The 20,042-nt window shown below is 53.1% G+C and carries 21 protein-coding genes; 19 read left to right on the top strand and 2 right to left on the bottom strand.

Translation table 11 applies throughout. The features are described 5' to 3' along the window. Positions 1-201: 201 nt before the first annotated feature. The gene (gene ygjG, locus Dpoa569_RS11825; RefSeq protein ID WP_407643796.1) at positions 202-1,680 is read left to right on the top strand and encodes a putrescine aminotransferase; all 1,479 of its coding nucleotides are present in this window, start codon (positions 202-204) and stop codon (positions 1,678-1,680) included. A 50-nt stretch (positions 1,681-1,730) separates the two neighbouring features. Here ygjG and Dpoa569_RS11820 read toward each other — a convergent pair whose 3' ends face one another. Both Dpoa569_RS11820 and Dpoa569_RS11815 read right to left on the bottom strand, forming a co-directional pair. Then, a complete protein-coding gene (locus tag Dpoa569_RS11820) occupies positions 1,731-1,871 on the bottom strand; it encodes a hypothetical protein (protein ID WP_155683839.1) in 141 nt (46 codons plus the stop codon). A gap of 60 nt (positions 1,872-1,931) precedes the next feature. After that, positions 1,932-2,867 carry a LysR substrate-binding domain-containing protein gene (locus tag Dpoa569_RS11815; RefSeq protein WP_042869777.1) on the bottom strand — a complete coding sequence of 312 codons (936 nt, stop codon included), beginning with the start codon at positions 2,865-2,867 and terminating at the stop codon, positions 1,932-1,934. Positions 2,868-2,972: 105 nt separating this feature from the next. Between Dpoa569_RS11815 and Dpoa569_RS11810 the strand changes: the two genes are divergently transcribed. The 18 genes from Dpoa569_RS11810 to Dpoa569_RS11725 all read left to right on the top strand — a co-directional run bounded on the left by Dpoa569_RS11810 (position 2,973) and on the right by Dpoa569_RS11725 (position 20,040). After that, positions 2,973-4,103 carry a trans-sulfuration enzyme family protein gene (locus tag Dpoa569_RS11810; protein WP_042869779.1) on the top strand — a complete coding sequence of 377 codons (1,131 nt, stop codon included), beginning with the start codon at positions 2,973-2,975 and terminating at the stop codon, positions 4,101-4,103. A gap of 44 nt (positions 4,104-4,147) precedes the next feature. Continuing rightward, entirely contained in the window at positions 4,148-5,434 is a 1,287-nt protein-coding gene (locus Dpoa569_RS11805; RefSeq protein ID WP_042869782.1) for an aromatic amino acid transport family protein, read from the top strand. A 184-nt stretch (positions 5,435-5,618) separates the two neighbouring features. Next, positions 5,619-6,011 carry a RidA family protein gene (locus Dpoa569_RS11800; protein WP_042869784.1) on the top strand — a complete coding sequence of 131 codons (393 nt, stop codon included), beginning with the start codon at positions 5,619-5,621 and terminating at the stop codon, positions 6,009-6,011. A 462-nt stretch (positions 6,012-6,473) separates the two neighbouring features. Continuing rightward, positions 6,474-7,193 (top strand): phosphonate metabolism transcriptional regulator PhnF, encoded by a 720-nt coding sequence (phnF, locus tag Dpoa569_RS11795; protein WP_146411379.1) that lies wholly within the window; start codon positions 6,474-6,476, stop codon positions 7,191-7,193. Further along, complete coding sequence (phnG, locus tag Dpoa569_RS11790) at positions 7,194-7,643, top strand: phosphonate C-P lyase system protein PhnG (RefSeq protein WP_042869786.1); 450 nt, start codon at positions 7,194-7,196, stop codon at positions 7,641-7,643. Then, complete coding sequence (gene phnH / locus Dpoa569_RS11785; protein WP_042869788.1) at positions 7,640-8,215, top strand: phosphonate C-P lyase system protein PhnH; 576 nt, start codon at positions 7,640-7,642, stop codon at positions 8,213-8,215. The genes phnG and phnH overlap by 4 nt, the downstream gene beginning before the upstream one ends. After that, positions 8,215-9,306, top strand: coding sequence for a carbon-phosphorus lyase complex subunit PhnI (locus Dpoa569_RS11780; RefSeq protein WP_042869790.1), 1,092 nt, complete (start codon positions 8,215-8,217; stop codon positions 9,304-9,306). The genes phnH and Dpoa569_RS11780 overlap by 1 nt, the downstream gene beginning before the upstream one ends. Next, positions 9,284-10,138, top strand: a complete 855-nt coding sequence (locus Dpoa569_RS11775) for an alpha-D-ribose 1-methylphosphonate 5-phosphate C-P-lyase PhnJ (RefSeq protein ID WP_042869793.1) — start codon at positions 9,284-9,286, stop codon at positions 10,136-10,138. The genes Dpoa569_RS11780 and Dpoa569_RS11775 overlap by 23 nt, the downstream gene beginning before the upstream one ends. Then, a complete protein-coding gene (gene phnK / locus Dpoa569_RS11770) occupies positions 10,125-10,976 on the top strand; it encodes a phosphonate C-P lyase system protein PhnK (RefSeq protein WP_173024004.1) in 852 nt (283 codons plus the stop codon). Before Dpoa569_RS11775 ends, phnK begins: the two co-directional genes overlap by 14 nt. Positions 10,977-11,000: 24 nt before the next feature. After that, positions 11,001-11,723, top strand: a complete 723-nt coding sequence (gene phnL / locus Dpoa569_RS11765) for a phosphonate C-P lyase system protein PhnL (RefSeq protein ID WP_042869795.1) — start codon at positions 11,001-11,003, stop codon at positions 11,721-11,723. Further along, complete coding sequence (phnM, locus tag Dpoa569_RS11760; protein WP_042869797.1) at positions 11,720-12,871, top strand: alpha-D-ribose 1-methylphosphonate 5-triphosphate diphosphatase; 1,152 nt, start codon at positions 11,720-11,722, stop codon at positions 12,869-12,871. Before phnL ends, phnM begins: the two co-directional genes overlap by 4 nt. Beyond that, positions 12,871-13,431 (top strand): ribose 1,5-bisphosphokinase, encoded by a 561-nt coding sequence (gene phnN / locus Dpoa569_RS11755; RefSeq protein ID WP_042869799.1) that lies wholly within the window; start codon positions 12,871-12,873, stop codon positions 13,429-13,431. Before phnM ends, phnN begins: the two co-directional genes overlap by 1 nt. Before the next feature lie 4 nt (positions 13,432-13,435). After that, complete coding sequence (gene phnP / locus Dpoa569_RS11750) at positions 13,436-14,185, top strand: phosphonate metabolism protein PhnP (protein WP_146411377.1); 750 nt, start codon at positions 13,436-13,438, stop codon at positions 14,183-14,185. A 275-nt stretch (positions 14,186-14,460) separates the two neighbouring features. Then, positions 14,461-15,330, top strand: coding sequence for a phosphonate ABC transporter ATP-binding protein (phnC, locus tag Dpoa569_RS11745; protein WP_042869802.1), 870 nt, complete (start codon positions 14,461-14,463; stop codon positions 15,328-15,330). A 68-nt stretch (positions 15,331-15,398) separates the two neighbouring features. Continuing rightward, positions 15,399-16,331, top strand: coding sequence for a phosphonate ABC transporter substrate-binding protein (gene phnD, locus Dpoa569_RS11740; protein WP_042869804.1), 933 nt, complete (start codon positions 15,399-15,401; stop codon positions 16,329-16,331). A gap of 154 nt (positions 16,332-16,485) precedes the next feature. Next, entirely contained in the window at positions 16,486-17,352 is an 867-nt protein-coding gene (phnE, locus tag Dpoa569_RS11735; protein ID WP_173024003.1) for a phosphonate ABC transporter, permease protein PhnE, read from the top strand. Further along, the gene (gene phnE, locus Dpoa569_RS11730) at positions 17,349-18,245 is read left to right on the top strand and encodes a phosphonate ABC transporter, permease protein PhnE (RefSeq protein ID WP_042869805.1); all 897 of its coding nucleotides are present in this window, start codon (positions 17,349-17,351) and stop codon (positions 18,243-18,245) included. The genes phnE (Dpoa569_RS11735) and phnE (Dpoa569_RS11730) overlap by 4 nt, the downstream gene beginning before the upstream one ends. A gap of 415 nt (positions 18,246-18,660) precedes the next feature. After that, a complete protein-coding gene (locus tag Dpoa569_RS11725) occupies positions 18,661-20,040 on the top strand; it encodes a diaminobutyrate--2-oxoglutarate transaminase (protein WP_042869807.1) in 1,380 nt (459 codons plus the stop codon). Positions 20,041-20,042: the final 2 nt, after the last annotated feature.

The raw sequence follows: 20,042 nt of genomic DNA, 5'->3' as shown, positions 1-20,042 counted from the left end.
GTTTTTTGAGCGTTTTTTACTCTTTATTTCATAGTTAACGGTAAGACGTAATAGTGAACAGACTATTTTGTTTATAAAGTTTTGTAAAAATAATTTAAAAAAGGAGGAAATCGTGATTTTCGGATTGGGTGGGCAGGGTGGTGCGTTATATGCATTACTTAAATTGGTATCACGTGATACCTCACTCCCAAGGAGCGCATTTTGTCCAGACAACCGTCACATCTCAACCCGCTAGAGTGTTCTCAGCAGGCTCTTGATTGGATTATGAGCGATACCTTGTCCGCCGATGCGATGACGGCGCTCAATCTTGAAACCCTCAGTGCATTTCGTGAATACGTCAATCCCGGTTTTCTGGAGTACAGAAAATCCGTCACCTCTGGTGGCAGCTATGGTGCGGTAGAATGGCGCGCCAGCGGTCCCAATACGCTGCTTGATACGCAGGGCAATGAATACCTCGACTGCCTTGGTGGTTATGGCATTTTCAATGTTGGTCACCGTAACCCGATGGTGGTCGCCGCGGTGGAAAAGCAACTGTCCAAACAGCCGTTACACAGTCAGGAACTGCTGGACCCACTGCGCGCTATGCTGGCAAAAACGCTGGCGGCCATCACCCCTGGTGCGCTGAAGTATAGTTTCTTTAGCAACAGCGGCACTGAGTCGGTGGAGGCGGCGCTGAAGCTGGCGAAAGCCTATCAGTCACCCCGCGGAAAGTTCAGCTTCATCGCCACCCACGGCGCATTCCACGGCAAGTCGCTGGGGGCGTTGTCCGCCACTGCCAAGCCGGTGTTTCGTCGCCCGTTTATGCCATTATTGCCGAATTTCCACCATGTGGCGTTTGGCGATATTCAGGCGATGCGACAGAAAGTCGAACAGTGTCAGCGCAACGGTGAAGGGGTTGCCGCGGTGATTCTGGAGCCGATTCAGGGCGAAGGTGGGGTGATTGTACCGCCGGAATCGTATCTACCCGCTGTCCGCGCATTGTGCGATGAGGTTGGCGCATTGCTGATTCTGGATGAAGTGCAGACCGGCATGGGGCGTACCGGTAAGATGTTTGCCTGCGAGCACTATGGCGTGCAGCCGGATATCCTGTGTCTGGCGAAGGCGCTCGGCGGCGGCGTGATGCCGATTGGCGCGACAGTCGCTACCGAAGCAGTGTTCTCGGTGCTGTTTGACAACCCGTTCCTGCACACCACCACTTTTGGCGGCAACCCGTTGGCCTGTGCGGCGGCGCTGGCGACCATCAACGTGCTGTTGCGTGATAATCTGGCGGAGCAGGCGGCGCGTCAGGGAGAAATTCTGCTGACCGGGTTGCAACGACTGGCGGCGGCGTATCCTGATCTGATTGTGGAGGCGCGCGGCAAAGGTTTGCTACAGGCAATTGAATTCAGGGAAAACTCGATTGGTTATGCGTTTGCCAGCGAGCTGTTCCAGCGCCGCGTACTGGTGGCAGGCACGCTGAACAACGCCAAGTCGATTCGCATCGAACCACCACTGACCATTACTCCGGAGCAATGTCAGCACGTGCTGCAAGAGGCGGAACGGGCGCTGGCGAGGCTACGGGCAACCGGTGTGGATGACGCCAAACCTAAACCTGTTAATAAGGAACTCGCACTCCACTCCAGTGAACACCCACCCTTATGCGTTCAGCCCGGTGCTGAGCCGATACGTAAGCCAGTCTGATTAATCGACTGGCTTTTTTTAGGGGGTAAACGGTCGGTATCGAAGAGAAATTAAAAATTATATTCGCTGAGTTTATCCTCTATCGGCTGGTTTCCTTTATATTTGTATCTGAGTTCATCCTGCTGTTTTTTCGCCGCTTTACAGTACTTATTTGCTTCTCGCTCAATTTCCCGCTGGCGTGATTTAGGCATTGTACTACCTTATATACACATTTATTGGGCCATAAGGCAGCGAATAAATATTCTTACTATTCAAATATTAAATTGTTTTGTTTTTATATCAATATGGTGATTCTGTGAAATATCCTTCAGTTCTCTTGCGGTTTGAATTCTTAACTTTTTAATGAGCTCTTTTGCACTATCCTTGAGAATTTTATCTTTTCTGAATATTAAATTTGTTCCAAATGTGATTTTTTCATCGAGATTGAATACATCAAGTTCATCCGGACCAATATCTATAAGTGTTAACGGATGAACAATGCCGATACCTGAGCCAGCCTTAACTATTTCCATGACAGTATGACAAAAAGGTGTTTCAACAATGACGTTTAAATTTATTTTTTTTGTTCTGCATTCCTTTTCAAGCGCTATCCGTGTCGTATCCTCAGCGTTTAGGGAGATGAAATTGTGCTTTGCCATGTCAGACAGGCTAATCATCTTGTTGTTCCCTTTGATGGTGTTCCTGGGAGCAATGACAACGCCATTTACCGCACAAAAACTATAAAACACGCAACTATTTCCATATATTTCATTGGCTACAAGCCCAAAATCAAATTCACCTGAGTCAACCGTCTCATAGATATCGCGTGAACTGTTAATTGAAAATTTGACTTGCGTCACGGATGATTTTACATAGCTTGCAATGACTTTCGGAGTCAGCTTTTGTCCGAATACGGGATGGGCGGCCAGATGAATGGTTGTATCTATTCGATTTCTAAGGGATTTCATCTTGTGTTCAATGAGTTCAATACCCCTGAAATGCTTCTCCACTTCTGCCATAAGTATGTGAGCATTTTCGGTTGCTTCCAATCTGCCTCTCTCACGTCTGAAAAGCTCAATTCCGTAATCATTTTCAAAAATTTTTAATTTTTGACTGACAGCCGACTGAGAAATACCAAGCATTTCAGCTGCTTTCGTGGCACTGCCTGTAAGCATCACCGCCCTGAAGGTCTCAATTTCCCGGTACATAAATATATTACCTGCACTTATGAAGTCATTAGCTGGAAGTATAGAAATATACAATTTGAAGCGCAATAGTGAAGCCTGTGATAGCAACCAAAGCAGGTAACTGGAATGAATAATGATAATTGCGAAAATTCATTTAACTCTTTAGCCACACCGATATACCGAGGATCTACAATCGTCTTTAATAACTTTAAGAGTTTTGAAGAACGAAGAAAACGTCAGCCAGATGGATTCAGTTACGGGATTACAGGTTCCCCTACTCACAGGGAGTTAGAAAATGTAATTTCAGAACTTGAATGCGCTAAACATACTATTGTGCTCCCTTCCGGGCAATCTGCGCTGGTACTGGTATTAATGGCAACATTAAAGAATGGCGATCATGTTGTGGTCCCTGATTCATGCTACGGTCCGGTAAGAAATTTCCTGACAGAAAATTTAACTGCGCTGGGGATTGACGTGACTTTCGTACCACCGAGAGAAACCAGTTTTTTACGTGAAGTTATTCAGGATAATACCAGACTGATCATGCTGGAATCGCCGTGTTCCCTGACAATGGAGGTTCAGGATACAGAAGAGATTGTCAGAATTGCACAGCAGAAAAATATTCTGACGGTAATGGATAACTCATGGTCTGGTCCTTTACTGTTCAAACCAATGAAATTTGGGGCGGACTTTGTGGTTGAAGCTGTTTCAAAAATGTTGAATGGGCATTCTGACGTACTGCTGGGAAGTATCAGCACAAAAGATATCGGATGGCATACGAAACTCAGGAATCTGCAGGATGTCATGGGAATGTATGTTAGCCCGGATGACTGTTACCTTGCCCTGAGAGGGATTGAAACCTATCCGTTACGTCAGGAAAAACATTCCCACTCAGCGAGGATTATTTCGCAGTGGCTGGAAAATCACCCTGCAATTTCCTCGGTATTGCATCCGGGGCTGGCCTCATCAGAAGATAATGCACTGTATAATAAATATTTCGAAGGATATGGTTCTGTATTTTCCTTCACCCTTAAAAACGAAAAACGCCTGGATGATTTTTTTAATGCGTTATCCCGGTTTAGGATTGGTGCCAGTTATGGCGGAACCGTAAGCCTTATCGCTTACTATTCGGTTGAATCGTTGCAGTCACGTTCATTTTTTAAAGGGCATTCATCGTTAATCAGAGTCTCCATTGGCCTTGAAGACAGTCAGAAGCTCATTGACGACCTGGATTACGCCCTCAAAAAGACTCTGTAAGTAACAATATAAAATATAATAGTTCCTCAATTAAGGAGATTTATATGTCTTCCAGTATCCTTACGTCCAATATGATAGGAAACAGTTTCAAAACAGATGTACTATGGATTTTAGCTATTTATGGCTGTGCTGTGGGTAGCGGTTCACTTTTCTGGCCTATAAGTCTCGGCAGCGCTGGCCTCTGGTCAATGGTTATACTCATTGCCTTAGCATTCCCGGTAACATATTTCACTTACCGGGTCCTTTCACAATATATTGCCGTAGGAACAGTTTCGCAAACATCCAAGAGCAACCTTATTGATACTACGAATGAATTGCTGGGGAATAAAGCGGTGAAGTACTTGACAGTTGCTTATTTCCTTATCATGATTCCATCATTGGCTGTTTATGCCATTACAATGAGTAATACTTTTCTGGATTTTTTTAAAACACAGCTTGGGTTTCCTCCTTTAAACAGAAATGCTACCGTTTTTGGAATAATCCTTGCTATGTCATTAATTTCTCTTGGAAAAACAGAAACAATACTGAAGGTTGTTGGCGTAATAGTCTTCCCTTTCATACTTTCACTCATTTTCTTTGGTGTAATGTCAGTACCTCACTGGAGTATGTCTTTTCTGACAGCAGAAGAAAATACAAATTCCATTCCTGAAATTGTCAAATCAACATTTAATAATCTGCCAGTTCTGATCTTTGCGTTCAGCTTCACCCCAATTGTTTCCAGTCTGGTTGCTCATTACAAGCAGTCTCACGGGGAACAGGCATTTAGAAAAATTGATCAGATTTTGATTCTCTCTTTAATCATCATTATTTCAACAGTGGTATTCTTCGCATTAGGTTGTATTTTTTCTTTAACGCCAGCAGAAATTAAAGAAGCACGAATTGAGAATCTTACTTCTTTATCTATTCTGGCGAGAAAATTTGATGCGCCTTGGCTTGCTATTTGTTCCCAGGTGATTATTTTCTTTGCGGCAATGAAAGCTTTCCTCGGTACATTTATAGCCACACGAGAAAGTTTGATTGGCATGGCTCTTAATATATTTAAATGCGGAAATTCGTTCTCTAACGGACTGGGTATGCGTCTTATATCTGTTGGCGTCGTCTTCATTATTACGTTGATACCTACAGTTGCAAATCTGGATGTTATTAATATTATTAAATATTTCATGGTGCCTATCAGTGTGTTTATTGTTTTTTTCTTACCTCAGTATGCATTTCACAAGGTACCAAAACTGAGTCATTTAAAAGGTGGCTTTATGAACTGGTTCGTGATCCTGACAGGTATCTGTGCTTTATTTGCAGGTGTTTTGAATATCATTAAACATTTGTTCTGATTGCAGCGCATCATACTTATATAACGACTCTTTTCTTTACAACGTGATGATAATAACGGTTTTTAATGGGCGATAATATCGTTCTATATTATATCGATTCATCTTTAATGATGATAACTATTTATCTGAATACATCAGGCATAGACATTTTTTGTAAAAAACAAAGTAACAGATAGGTGTCTCTATGAAATCAAAAATTAATACTGAGCTGGCCCCCGCAGCAATCGGCCCTTACTCTCAGGCTATCCAGTTTGGGGATCTTATTTTCACTTCCGGCCAACTTCCTCTGGACCCGGTAACAATGAAATTTCCAGATGGAGGAATTAAAGAGCAGACTGCACAATCACTCAAAAACGTTCAGTCAATCCTTGAGAAGTGTGGCTCGACGATGGGTAATGTGATTAAAACCACCTGTTTCTTGTCGGATATGGCTCATTTTTCAGATTTTAATAAGATCTATGAAGATTTTTTTGGTACGGACACTGCACCAGCCCGCTCCTGTATTCAAGCCGCAAAACTGCCAATGGGAGCTTTAGTTGAAGTGGAGGTCGTTGCGTATATTGAAAATAAATCCTGATTGATAAATCGTTTATTCACCCCTTGTCAAAAGGGGTGAATAAACAGGTTGTAAATTAATTATTCCTGCAGGATTTTACCAGAAGCACTGTGTTGGTATTCCTGTTTAATGAAAAGGTTTTTTTTACTCTTTATATTATAGGGGTGTTTTATATTTTTCTGTTTATACTGAGATCAGTCATGTCAATTTGACTACTCACAATATTATTCATTTTTATTATTGCCTTCCCGTTACTATTGAAATCAAAAAAAGATCTAAAATATTAACTCAACCCGCCTCACTGCCTGTCCTTTTTTCTTCACTATTTCGTCATCCACGCTTCGCCAGTTTGTCACACCGTCCTGTCAACATAGCCGCTATTCCCCTGACTGAATCGATGCATTGTCTGGTTGCGTGTCGGGGTTAAGCAAAATCCGTGTGCCAGTTGGGATGCGGAGTTGAACCTGCGAGCAGGAGTTTTTTATGGACAGGTTATCTAGACATCCTACCACTGTGTATCAGGTTATCGCTGCCCGGTTGGAAGAAGAGCTGCGCACGGTGTATCGCTGTGGCGATTACCTGCCGTCTGAACAGCAACTCGCGGCGCGTTATGACGTCAATCGCCATACGCTGCGCCGGGCGGTGGACGAGTTAGTGAATAAAGGGTTGGTACAGCGTCGGCACGGTGTCGGCATTCTGGTGTTGATGCGACCTTATGATTACCCGCTACATGCACAGGCGCGTTTCAGTCAGAACCTGCTGGAACAGGGCAGTCACCCCACCAGCGAGCGCTTGCTGGCGGTGCTGCGCCCGGCTAACGCCGGGGTCGCGGCGGCATTGGGGCGGAAAGAGGGCGACGAGGTGATTCATCTGCGCACGCTGCGCCGGGTTAACGGCGTGCCGGTGTCGCTAATCGATCACTACCTGCCGGAACTCAACTGGTGGCCGGCGTTGCAGCGTTTCACCAGCGGGTCGCTGCATGATTTTCTGTCGCGTGAGCTACAGCAAGCGTTGACCCGCCGCCAGACCCGCATCAGCGCCCGTGCATCGCAGGCGAAAGAAGCGCAACTGCTGGAAGTGGCGCGGCAAACCCCGTTGATGTGTATCCGCACGCTCAATACCTGTAACGGCAGCGACCGGGTGGCGGAGTACTCCGTCAGTCTGGCGCGGGCCGACATGATCGAACTGACCATGGAGCACTGAATGACAACCCACACCCCACGGCAGTACTGGCTGTCGGTACTGGCGCATAGCGATGCAGAGCAACTGCGGCGTCACTGGCTGTCGCTGGAGTTGCAGCCGTCCTGGCAGTTGCTACGCGCCCCGGAAATCGGGTTGGCCCGCTTACAGGCGCGCATGGGTGCGACCGGTAATCGCTTTGTACTGGGCGATGTGACCGTCACCCGTGCAGTAGTTCGGCTGGACGATGGCACCTGCGGCTACAGCTACATCACCGGTCGCAACAAGTCTCACGCCGAACTGTGTGCGCTGATCGACGCTTTGCTGCAACAACAAGGTGTGCAAAGCGCTGTCTACCAACAACTGATCGTGCCGCTGGCCGCGACCCGTGATGAATTGCGTCAGCAACGGGCGTGTGAGATAGCCAGTAGCAAGGTCGATTTCTTTACGCTGGTGCGGGGAGATAACGCATGACGTTACTGGCCGGATTTTCCCATCCGTGGCGTGATGCGCAGTACGCTTTTCGCCGCATTCTGAAAGCGATGAGCGAGCCGGGTGTGGTGGTATCGCTGGACCATGGCAATGGCTGGGACGGTTTATCGTCTTCCGCTACTGCCGTGGTGTTAACGCTGATGGACCGTGAAACGCCGTTATGGCTCGACCCGGCTTTGTCGCAGGAAACGTTGTTGTCCAACCTGCGTTTTCACACTGGTGTGAAGCTGGTGGCGCGTGAGGCGGCGGCATTCGCCTTGTTGCCGGTCAGCCGGGAGCTGTCGCTGGAAGGATTTGCCGCTGGCGACGACATCGCGCCGGAAAACAGCACGACGCTGGTGCTGGAAGTGCCCACACTGGGCGGTGGTCGCGCATTGCGCCTGACCGGGCCGGGTATTGCCGAAGCGCGTATGATTGCGCCGCAGTTACCCGACAGCGTGCTGAATTATCTGGAACATCGCCCGCATCCGTTTCCCGCCGGGCTGGATTTCATGTTTACCTGCGGCAGCACGCTGATGGCGCTGCCGCGTACCACCCATGTGGAGGTGTGCTGATGTATGTCGCAGTGAAAGGGGGGGAGAAAGCCATTGAGGCGGCCCATCAGTTACAGGCCAATCTGCGGCGCGGCGATACCCGGCTGGCGGAGGTGAAGGCAGAGCAGATTGAACAGCAACTGGGGTTGGCGGTAGACCGGGTGATGACCGAAGGCGGTATTTATGACCGGGAACTGGCGGCGCTGGCGATAAAGCAAGCCAGCGGCGACCTGGTGGAGGCGATTTTTTTGCTGCGGGCCTATCGTACCACGCTGCCCCGGCTGGCGGACAGCCTGCCGCTGGATACCGGGCGGATGCAACTGGAGCGGCGTATTTCAGCTGTGTACAAGGATCTGCCCGGCGGGCAGGTGCTCGGCCCGACCTATGACTATACCCACCGGTTGCTGGATTTTGCGCTGCTGGCGGAAGGCGAGCAGCCAGTCGCGCCAACGGCTGAGAAACCACTGGCGGCGCACTGTCCGCACATGTTCGCCATGATGACGGCGGAGGGGTTGGCGGCGACTGAGCAGGACGACGGCTGCGAGCCATTGGATATCACCCGTGATCCGCCTGTGTACCCGATGCCGCGCAGCGCCCGGTTGCAGCAACTGGCGCGTGGTGATGAAGGCTTCCTGCTGGCGCTGGGCTATTCCACCCAGCGTGGTTATGGCCGCACCCATCCGTTTGCCGGTGAGATTCGTACCGGTTACGTCACGGTGGAAATTGAGCCGGAAGAACTGGGGTTTACGCTGGAGATTGGCGACATCCTGCTGACCGAATGTGAAATGGTCAACGGCTTTACCGTGCCGGAGGCGGAACCGCCGCATTTTACTCGTGGCTACGGGTTGGTGTTTGGCCGGGCCGAACGTAAGGCGATGGCGATGGCGCTGGTGGACCGGGCGTTGCAAGCGTCGGACTATCAGGAGCCGGTCGGCAGCCCGGCGCAGGACGAAGAGTTTGTGCTGTCGCACGCCGACAACGTAGAGGCGGCGGGTTTTGTTTCTCACCTCAAGTTACCGCATTACGTCGATTTTCAGGCCGAACTGGCCTTGCTGCGCCAGTTACGCCAGCCACCGCAGGAGGAGTGCGATGAACACGCTGAACGGATATAACCCCGGTTATCTGGATGAACAAAGTAAACGCACGATTCGGCGCGCCATTCTCAAAGCGGTGGCGATCCCCGGTTATCAGGTGCCATTTGGCGGACGGGAGATGCCGATGCCTTACGGCTGGGGCACCGGCGGTATCCAGCTTACCGCCAGCCTGATTGGTGATGACGATGTGCTGAAAGTGATTGATCAAGGCGCTGACGACACCACCAACGCGGTGTCGATTCGCCGCTTCTTTCAGCGGGTTAGTGGGGCGGCGACTACCGAGCGTACCGTCGAGGCGACACTGATTCAGACCCGCCACCGCATCCCGGAAACGCCGCTACGCGAAGACCAGATCCTGATTTATCAGGTGCCGATCCCCGAACCACTGCGCTTTATCGAACCACGGGAAACGGAAACGCGCAAAATGCACGCGCTGGAGGAGTACGGCATCATGCAGGTGAAACTGTATGAGGATATCACCCGCTTCGGGCATATCGCCACCACCTACGCGTACCCCGTGAAAGTGAACGGTCGCTACATTATGGACCCGTCACCCATTCCCAAGTTCGACAACCCGAAGATGCATCAGATGCCGGCGCTGCAACTGTTTGGCGCCGGGCGCGAGAAGCGCATTTATGCACTGCCGCCTTACACCAATGTAGAAAGCCTCGATTTTGACGACCATCCGTTCAGCGTTCAGCGCTGGGATCAGCCCTGTGCGCTGTGCGGGTCGCGCGACAGCTATCTCGACGAGGTGGTGATGGACGATCAGGGAACCCGATTGTTCGTCTGTTCCGATACCGATTATTGCCGCGAGCGTCAGGAGGCCGGGCACCATGAATCACATTGATCAGGCTTTCGTGGATCAGGCTTTCGTGGATCAGGCTTGCGTGGATAAGACGGGCGTGCTGGTCACGGGCGCTGGCGGTGACGATGAAATACCGCTGTTGCAGGTGCGCAATCTGACCCACCTGTATGCGCCCGGCAAGGGGTTCAGCGAGGTGTCGTTCGACCTGTATCCCGGCGAGGTGCTGGGTATTGTCGGCGAGTCCGGCTCAGGCAAAACCACGCTGTTGCGGGCGATTTCCGCCCGACTGACGCCGCAGGCTGGGCAGATTGATTATCAGGGCCGCTCGCTGTACGCCATGAGCGAAAGTGATCGCCGCCGCCTGCTGCGCACCGAGTGGGGAGTGGTGCATCAGCATCCGTTGGATGGGCTGCGCCCCAGCGTATCGGCGGGCGGCAACATCGGCGAACGGCTGATGGCGGTCGGTGCTCGCCATTACGGCGATATTCGTCGTCAGGCCGGGCAGTGGTTGCAGGATGTGGAAATCCCGCTGTCGCGGCTCGATGACCTGCCCACCACCTTTTCCGGCGGGATGCAACAGCGGTTGCAGATAGCCCGCAATCTGGTCACTCATCCGAAGCTGGTGTTCATGGATGAACCGACCGGCGGGCTGGATGTATCGGTGCAGGCGCGGTTGCTGGACCTGCTGCGCACGCTGGTGCGTGATCTGGGGCTGGCGGTGGTGATTGTGACCCATGACCTCGGCGTGGCGCGTCTGCTGGCGCACCGGCTGTTGGTGATGCGCGAAGGCAAGGTCGTGGAAAGCGGCCTGACCGACCGGGTGCTGGATGATCCGCATCATCCTTATACCCAGTTACTGGTGTCGTCGGTATTGGGATAAACGCAACTGGCGATGAGATGAACTATGACAACCGAAGGCACATCCATGACCATTCTGCGCGTGGAAAATCTGAGTAAAACTTTTGTGCTGCATAACCAGCACGCCGCCCGGCTGCCGGTGTTGCATCAGGCCAGTCTGACGGTAGCGGCGGGTGAATGCGTGGTGCTGCATGGTCACTCCGGCAGCGGCAAGTCCACGTTGTTGCGCTCGCTGTACGCCAACTACCAGCCGGATAGCGGCCAGGTGTGGGTGCGACATCGTCATACCTGGGTGGATCTGGTGACCGCGCCGGCCCGGCAGGTGCTGGCGGTGCGGCGCGACACTATCGGCTGGGTCAGCCAGTTTCTGCGGGTGATCCCGCGTATTTCGACGCTGGAAGTGGTGATGCAACCGCTGCTGGAGCGCGGCGAAGACCGGGCGATATGTGAGGCGCGTGCCAGCGAGTTGTTGACCCGGCTCAACGTTCCGCGCCGGTTATGGACGCTGGCTCCCGCGACTTTTTCCGGCGGCGAGCAGCAGCGCGTCAACATCGCCCGCGGGTTTATCGCCGACTATCCGTTGCTGCTGCTGGACGAACCCACCGCTTCTCTGGACGCCGCCAACCGTGAGGCCGTCGTCGGGTTGATTGAAGACGCGCGCGCCCGCGGCGCGGCAGTCGTCGGTATTTTTCACGATGCAGAGGTACGCGCCCGCGTGGCGGACCGCTTGCATCACATGGCACCCGCAACGCAGGAACTCACGGCATGAGCGCGACGACCCAGATCATCAATAATGTGCAACTGGTGTTACAGGATGAAGTGATTAGCGGGTCACTGGCCTGGCGCGACGGCGTGATCGAGGCATTTTCCTCCTCGCCCAGTCAACTGCCGCAGGCGCTGGATGGCGAAGGGGGCTGGCTGTTGCCGGGGCTGGTAGAGCTGCACACCGACAATCTGGACAAGTTCTTCATGCCGCGCCCGAAGGTGGAGTGGCCAGCGCATTCGGCAATGAGCAGCCATGATGCGCTGATTGTCTCCAGCGGCATCACCACGGTGCTGGATGCGGTGGCGATAGGCGATGTACGCGACGGCGGTCACCGGCTTGATAACCTGAAACGCATGATTGACGCGGTTATTCACAGTCAGCAACAAGGGGTGAACCGGGCGCAGCATCTGCTGCATCTACGTTGTGAATTGCCGCACGACACCACCTTGCCATTATTTGAGGCGTTGATGGCGCTACCGCAAGTGGCGCTGGTATCGCTGATGGACCATTCGCCGGGGCAACGGCAGTTCGCCACGCCGGAAAAATACCGTGAGTATTATCAGGGCAAATATCATCTGAACGATGCCGAGATGGATGCGTTTGAAACCGAACAGCGCAAACTGTCTGAACAGTGGTCAACGCCGAACCGGCTGGCGATTGCCGCCCACTGCCGCAAGCGCGGCATCGCGCTGGCCAGTCATGACGACGCTACTGCTGCGCATGTGCATGAATCGCTGGCGCAAGGCTGCGTGATTGCCGAATTTCCTACCACCGAGATAGCCGCGCAGGTATCTCACACCCACGGCATGAAAGTGCTGATGGGCGCCCCCAATATCGTGCGCGGCGGCTCCCATTCCGGCAACGTGGCGGCGTCTCGTCTGGCGGAGCAGGGGCTGCTGGATATTCTGTCATCCGACTATTATCCCGCCAGCCTGCTGGATGCAGCGTTTCGCCTCGCTATGGATGAACGCAATACGTTGACCTTGCCGCAGACGGTGGCGATGGTGAGTGATAATCCGGCGCAGGCGGTCGGGTTAACTGACCGGGGGCGGATTGCCGCTGGGCGGCGCGCCGATCTGGTGCTGGCACATCGCTCCCACGGTCAGGTGCGGATTAGTCATGTCTGGGCACAGGGGCGGCAGGTGTTCTGATGGCGCGCGTAATCTGGCTGACCGGTGCGTCCGGCTCCGGTAAAGACACGTTGCTGGATGCGCTGCGACAGACGCATCCAGCCCGTCTGTTGGTGGCGCACCGTTACATTACCCGGCCAATACAAGCCGGTGGCGAAAATCACATTGCGCTGAGCGACCAGGAGTTTGCCTGTCGGCGCGAGTGCGGTTTGTTCGCCTTGCACTGGCAGGCGCACCAGTATCAGTACGGCGTCGGTATTGAAATCGACCTGTGGTTATCTGCCGGACTGGATGTGGTGGTCAACGGTTCCCGCGCTCACCACCCGCAGGCACAGCAGCGTTATGGCAGTCGGTTATTACCGGTGTGTTTGCAGGTGTCTCCTGCGGTGCTGGCGCAGCGGTTACGCCAGCGTGGACGGGAAGATGAGGCACAAATCGCGCAGCGGTTACAACGTGCCGGTGCGATGCCGGTTCCGGCGACGTGCCGACGGCTGGATAACGATGGACCGCTGGCGCAGACGCTACAGGCGTTCCACGCCCTGCTGGCGGCTGAAAAACGAGAGCATGAAAGGCGGAGCTAATGGTATGGAACTGATGTTTATGGGTACCGGCGATGCGCAGCAAGTGCCGTTGACCGGTTGCGAGTGCATGGCCTGCGAACGTGCGCGGCTGGACCCACGCTTTCGCCGCGGGCCGAGTAGCCTGTTGATACGATGCGATGGCGAGACGACGCTGCTGGACGCGGGCGTCACGCAACTGGAACAGCGCTTTGGTGTCAACGAGATTCGACGCATCCTGCTGACGCACTATCATGTTGACCATGTGCAGGGGTTGTTTTCGCTGCGCTGGGGCATTGGTGATCGCATTCCGGTATTCGGTCCGCCGGATGAACAGGGCTGCGACGATCTGTACAAGCATCCGCGTCGACTGGATTTTCAGCCGGCGATGACGCCGTTTCAGGCGGTAGCGATGGGGGCGTTATGGGTGACGGCGTTGCCGCTTAATCATTCCAAACCTACCTTTGGTTACCTGCTGGAACAAGGCAGTCACACCGTGGCTTACCTGACGGATACCTGCGGCCTGCCGGATGACACGCTGGATTTTCTGCGCGGCCAACGGCTCGACCATATGGTGATGGACTGCACCCAGCCGCCACGCGACAAGCCGCCGCTCAATCACAGTGACCTCAACACGGTGTTGCAGGTGCGTGAATGGTTGCAGCCAACACAAACCTGGCTGACCCATATCAGCCACGAAACCGATGCCTGGCTGATGCAAAACACCCTGCCGAACGGCGTGTGCGCCGCAGTCGATGGGGCGTGGATTGTTATATAGGTGGATTGTTATATAGGTGGGTTGTTATATGGGTGAATCATTATATAGGTGGATTGTTACATAAATTGTCAGTGCGGCTGTTGGCATGGCTGCCTGTCATCCAGCCTGAACCGTGTTGGCGTTGGCCTGCAAGGGGAAGGCTGCCTAAAGCAATGGGAATATTTGCTGACAAATCCACCACGATGTTCATTTTCTAATCACAAGGCTGTCATCAAGTCTTCATCTGCACTGCGCTTAATAATGCCCATAGTGTTGACTAAAACGATGATGAACCCATGGCACAGGCATTGTTGGCATCCGAAAGCGCTATTCAACTGCGCGCTTATCAAGCTTATCAACCCCAGACGCAATCACGGCTTCCTGTTTTGTCAGTGCGGCAACTGTGTAAGGCATATGCAGGCCAGCAGCAACGGGTACTGGAGAACATCAGTTTTGATTTGCACGCTGGTGAGATGGTGGCGGTAATTGGCCGTTCCGGAGCGGGTAAATCTACCTTGTTGCACGTCATGAACGGCACTATTCCTGCCAGCGAAGGGCAGATAGTCCACTATCTTGACCAGCATAATGGTGAGCAAGGCGCGGCACAGGATGTGCTGCAATTCAGTTGTCGGCAGATGCGCCGGTGGCGCAGTGAATGCGGCATGATCTTTCAGGATTTTTGTCTGGTACCGCGGCTGGATGTGCTGACCAACGTACTGCTGGGGCGCCTGAGTCAGATGTCTACTCTGAAATCGTTTTTCAGGCTGTTTTCCGATGAAGATCGTGCGCACGCCATTGGTTTGCTGCAATGGATGAATCTGTTGCCACATGCCTTGCAGCGGGCGGAAAACCTGTCCGGCGGTCAGATGCAGCGTGTTGCTATCTGTCGCGCGCTGATGCAGAACCCCAAAATCCTGCTGGCCGACGAGCCGGTCGCCTCGCTCGACCCGAAAAATACCCGCCGCATCATGGATGTATTGCGACAGGTGAGCGACAACGGTATCACCGTGGTAGTGAACCTGCATTCGGTCGAATTGGTAAAAGAATACTGCTCCAGAGCCATTGGCATCGCCCAGGGGCGCATTGTGTTTGACGGTCCGCCGTCAGCCTTGACCGACGGTTTGCTGCGCACCCTGTATGGCGACGATCTGCAACCGGTTCATTAATCCCCTGTTTGACATCGCATTACTACATATCACACCACCCTGGCATGACGAGAAAATAGGCAAAACTGATGAAGAAAACCTTTACGTTGACCACGTTGCTGGCAAGTGCGGTAGTGTCCGCCAGCGTATTCGCCGCACAAACCCCGAAAACGCTAAACCTGGGCATTCTTGGTGGGCAGAACGCCACCCAACAAATTGGCGATAACCAGTGCGTCAAACAATTTTTCGATAAAGAACTGAATGTCGATACTCAACTGCGCAACTCCTCCGATTACGCCGGTGTGATTCAGGGGCTGCTGGGTAAGAAGATTGATCTGGTACTGAGCATGTCGCCGTCGTCGTATGCCTCGGTATATATCAAGGACCCCAACGCGGTGGATGTGGTCGGCATCGTGGTGGATGACGCTGATCAGTCGCGCGGTTATCACTCGGTGGTGGTGGTCAAGGCCGATAGCCCGTACCAAAAGCTGGAAGATCTGAAAGGCAAAGCGTTCGGTTTCGCCGACCCGGATTCCACCTCCGGTTACCTGATTCCTAATCAGGCGTTTAAACAGCAATTCGGCGGCAGCGTTGATAACAAGTACAACAACTTCTTCTCCAGCGTCACCTTCTCCGGCGGGCATGAACAGGACATCCTCGGCGTGCTGAACGGTCAGTTTGACGGCGCGGTGACCTGGGCGTCGATGATTGGCGACTACAATACCGGCTACACCAGCGGCGCGTTTGGTCGTTTGATTCGAATGGACCACCCGGACCTGATGAAGCAGATTCGCATCATCTGGCAATCATCGTTGATCCCGAACGGTCCGATTCTGGTGAGTAATGCTTTGCCGGCTGATTTTAAAGCGAAATTGATTAGTGCAGTGAAGAAGCTGGATACAGAAGACCACGCGTGCTTTATCAAGGCGGTGGGAGGTAAACAGCACATCGGCCCGGCCAGTGTGGATGACTATAAAACCATTATCGCTATGAAGCGTGAACTGACCAAAGGCAACCGCTAAGGCTATTGCGCCGGGTCATCAACCCCGGCCTTGCCTGAAATGGCGGTGCATAACGGCGTAACCTTGACGGACGGCAACACAGGCAGGATGCCTCTTTTTCGCTTCGTTGCGTCGCCAGCCGACTCATCGTTTTTCCACCATCCAGACCAAACTCATGCTGAACCCTGATTTTGAACGCTATTACCGGCACATACGCACGCAGCAAAAGCGCGAGTCGCTGATATGGACGCTGGCGCTGGTGGTGCTGTACATCGGTGCAGGTAAACTGTCCGAATTCAATCTGCATACCCTGTGGACGTCATTCCCTCATTTCTTCGACTATCTGGCCGAGACGCTGCCGGTGCTGCACTGGCGGTTGCTACTTGCTGACGGTCATACCGAAGGGTCGCTGGCATATTGGGGTTATCGTTTGTCTATTCAGCTACCGTTGATTTGGGAAACGCTCAATCTGGCGCTGGCGGCAACGGTGTTGTCAGTAGCTGCATCGGTGGTGCTGGGCTTTCTGGCGGCAGACAATACGCTCAGTCCACCGGGCGTCCGCTTCGCCATTCGTGCGCTGGTGGCGTTTTTGCGCACCATGCCGGAGCTGGCGTGGGCGGTGATGTTTGTGATGGCCTTCGGCATCGGTGTGATTCCTGGCTTTCTGGCGCTGGCGCTGCACACCATCGGCAGCCTGACCAAACTGTTTTATGAAGCTATCGAAACCGCATCGGAACGGCCAGTACGTGGGCTGGCCGCCTGTGGTGCCAGTGTGTTGCAGCGTATGCGTTTCGGGCTGTGGCCGCAGGTCAAGCCTGTCGTGCTGTCTTACAGCTTTATGCGGCTGGAAATTAATTTTCGCCAATCCACCATTCTTGGGCTGGTGGGTGCCGGGGGAATCGGGCAGGAACTGATGACCAATATCAAGCTGGATCGCTACGATCAGGTCAGTATCACCATGTTGCTAATCATCGTGGTAGTGTCGATTCTGGATGCGCTGTCTGGTTGGCTGCGGCAGCGGGTTGTGGAGGGCAGCAAATGAACATCAATTCGCTTTTGGCCGTGGATGTCGCCACCATGAAACAACAATACCCGGTGTTGTTCAGCCAGCAACGTCGCTATGTATGGCGCATCGGGCTGATAGCGGCTGCGGTGCTGTTTTACTATCTGGCATTTCTGATGTTTTTTGGTATCCGCATTGACCAGTGGCTACACGGTTTTGGTGAACTGGGACGCTATTTTCTGCGTATGTTCGTATGGCACGATTTTCTCAACTGGCCATTGGGTTATTACCTGTCGCAGGTGTTTATCACCATCGCTATTGTGTTTGCCGGTACGCTGACCGCCACGCTGGTGGCATTGCCGTTGTCATTTCTGGCGGCGCGCAACGTGATGCACGCGCCACTGTTGCGGCCTGTCGCGTTGCTGGTGCGCCGTTTGCTGGATATTTTGCGTGGCATCGACATGGCGATTTGGGGGTTGATCTTTGTACGTGCGGTGGGGATGGGACCGCTGTCCGGCGCGCTGGCGATCCTGATGCAGGACGCCGGCCTGCTCGGCAAGCTCTATGCTGAAGGGCACGAAGCGGTGGAACGATCACCCAGCCGCGGGCTTGACGCCGTTGGCGCCAACAGCCTGCAAAAGCACCGTTTCGGCATTTTTACTCAGTCGTTCCCGACCTTTCTGGCGCTCAGCCTGTACCAAATGGAGTCGAACGTGCGCTCAGCCGCGGTGCTGGGGTTTGTGGGTGCAGGGGGGATCGGGCTGGTGTACGCGGAAAATATGCGATTATGGAACTGGGACGTGGTGATGTTTATCACCCTGATTCTGGTGGTGGTGGTGATGCTGATGGATGTGCTGTCTGCCCATTTGCGCCGGCGTTATATCATCGGTAAGCCGTTGCCGCTGTTTGAGCCGGAATCGCCAACACGCTGAAATAATCCCTGTTAGTTTGCTATAAAGCCGATTTTCCTGCGGGGGGATTGGCTTTTTTATGATCAGAAAAATGTGGGGTTTTAGTAATGAAAAGTGATAGTTGGCGGTATTTTTACAAATTTTAACAGCAATATATTGCCTGAATTGCGCTGAGATCGCTTTGTGTAGTAAATGATGAATTTTGCCTGATGGTTTTTTGTGACCTTTATCACAAAAATGAATTTTCATCCTGTCATAACTTTTCCCGCTTTTTTATGCCAGACAACGCTAAAAGTCCTCTTGCCGCCGATAGTTAATTAGCATTCTTTCAGTAAATGTAAGGATTTGGTTATAAAAAACGTCATTTAAATAACACTTGAGCATCATCACCGTTAATGATAATCATTGCTATTATCAATATCACAGGAGTGAGGCGATGGTAGAAACACAATTGGTGGTTAGGGAGCTGGTGCAGAGAACCAATGCGGATTATCTCGAACGACAGGAATGGTTTGAATCCAACGTGCGCAGTTATCCGCGCAAACTGCCGCTGGTGATTCAGCAAGCGCAAGGCGTGTGGGTAACAGACGTAGACGGCAACGCATATCTGGATTGTCTGGCAGGTGCAGGCACGTTGGCGCTGGGGCATAACCATCCAGAGGTGGTTGCCAGTATTCAGGCGTTTCTGGCATCTGGACTGCCGATGCATACGCTGGATCTCACTACGCCGTTGAAAGATGCTTTCTGCGAAACCCTGCTGGCGCAACTGCCTGGCGGCGAGAACCGATATTGCCTGCAGTTTTGCGGCCCGTCGGGGGCGGATGCGGTTGAAGCCGCGTTGAAGCTGGCGAAAACCTATACCGGTCGTGGCGGCATTATCAGCTTCTCCGGCGGTTACCACGGCATGACCCACGGCGCGTTGGCTGTGACTGGCAATACCGGCCCTAAAGATGCGGTGCAGAATCTGATGCCCGGCGTCCAGTTCCTGCCTTATCCCCATGAATACCGCTGCCCGCTGGGGCTTGGCGGTGACGCAGGGGTAGCAGCGTTGAGTCATTATTTCACCGCGTTTATTGAAGATGTTGAGCGCGGTATGTCGCTGCCGGCTGCGGTGATTGTCGAAGCGGTGCAAGGCGAGGGCGGCGTCAACCCGGCACCTGCTAGCTGGTTGCAAACGTTGCGTGAAGTGACGCGTCGCCATGGCATTTTGCTGATTCTTGACGAGGTGCAGGCAGGGTTCGCCCGTACCGGCAGCATGTTCGCTTTCGAACAGGCTGGCATTGAGCCGGACATCGTCGTAATGTCGAAAGCGGTAGGCGGCGGCTTGCCCATGGCGGTGCTGGGCATTCGGCGCGAATTTGATGTCTGGAAGCCGGGCACTCACACCGGCACTTTCCGCGGCAACCAAATGGCCATGGCTACCGGCAAGACCACCATCGATATTCTGCTGCGTGACAAGCTGGCTGAGCAGGCAGCGGTCCGTGGTGACTGGCTAAAGCAACAGTTTACGCAACTGCAGACGCGTTTTCCTTGTCTGGGGCAGGTGCGCGGTCGTGGTCTGATGCTCGGCATTGAAATCGTGGATGAGCGTCAGCCAATACAGGCGGGCGGCGGTTATCCGCTGGATGCCGAACTGGCGATGGCTATCCAACAACACTGTTTCCGTCAGGGACTGCTGCTGGAACGAGGCGGACGACAAGGCAACGTGATCAGGTTGTTGCCACCGTTGATTATCACCGAGGAGCAATGCCGCAGCGTAGTGATGCGATTCGAACAGGCGCTAATTGAAGCAGTGCCAAAATTCCGACGTCGGTAAGC

Origin of the sequence: Dickeya poaceiphila (assembly GCF_007858975.2) — a bacterium.
Lineage (GTDB): Bacteria > Pseudomonadota > Gammaproteobacteria > Enterobacterales > Enterobacteriaceae > Dickeya > Dickeya poaceiphila.
The sequence above is the reverse complement of the archived record's forward strand: the minus strand, read 5'-3'. Positions and strand labels throughout refer to the sequence as shown.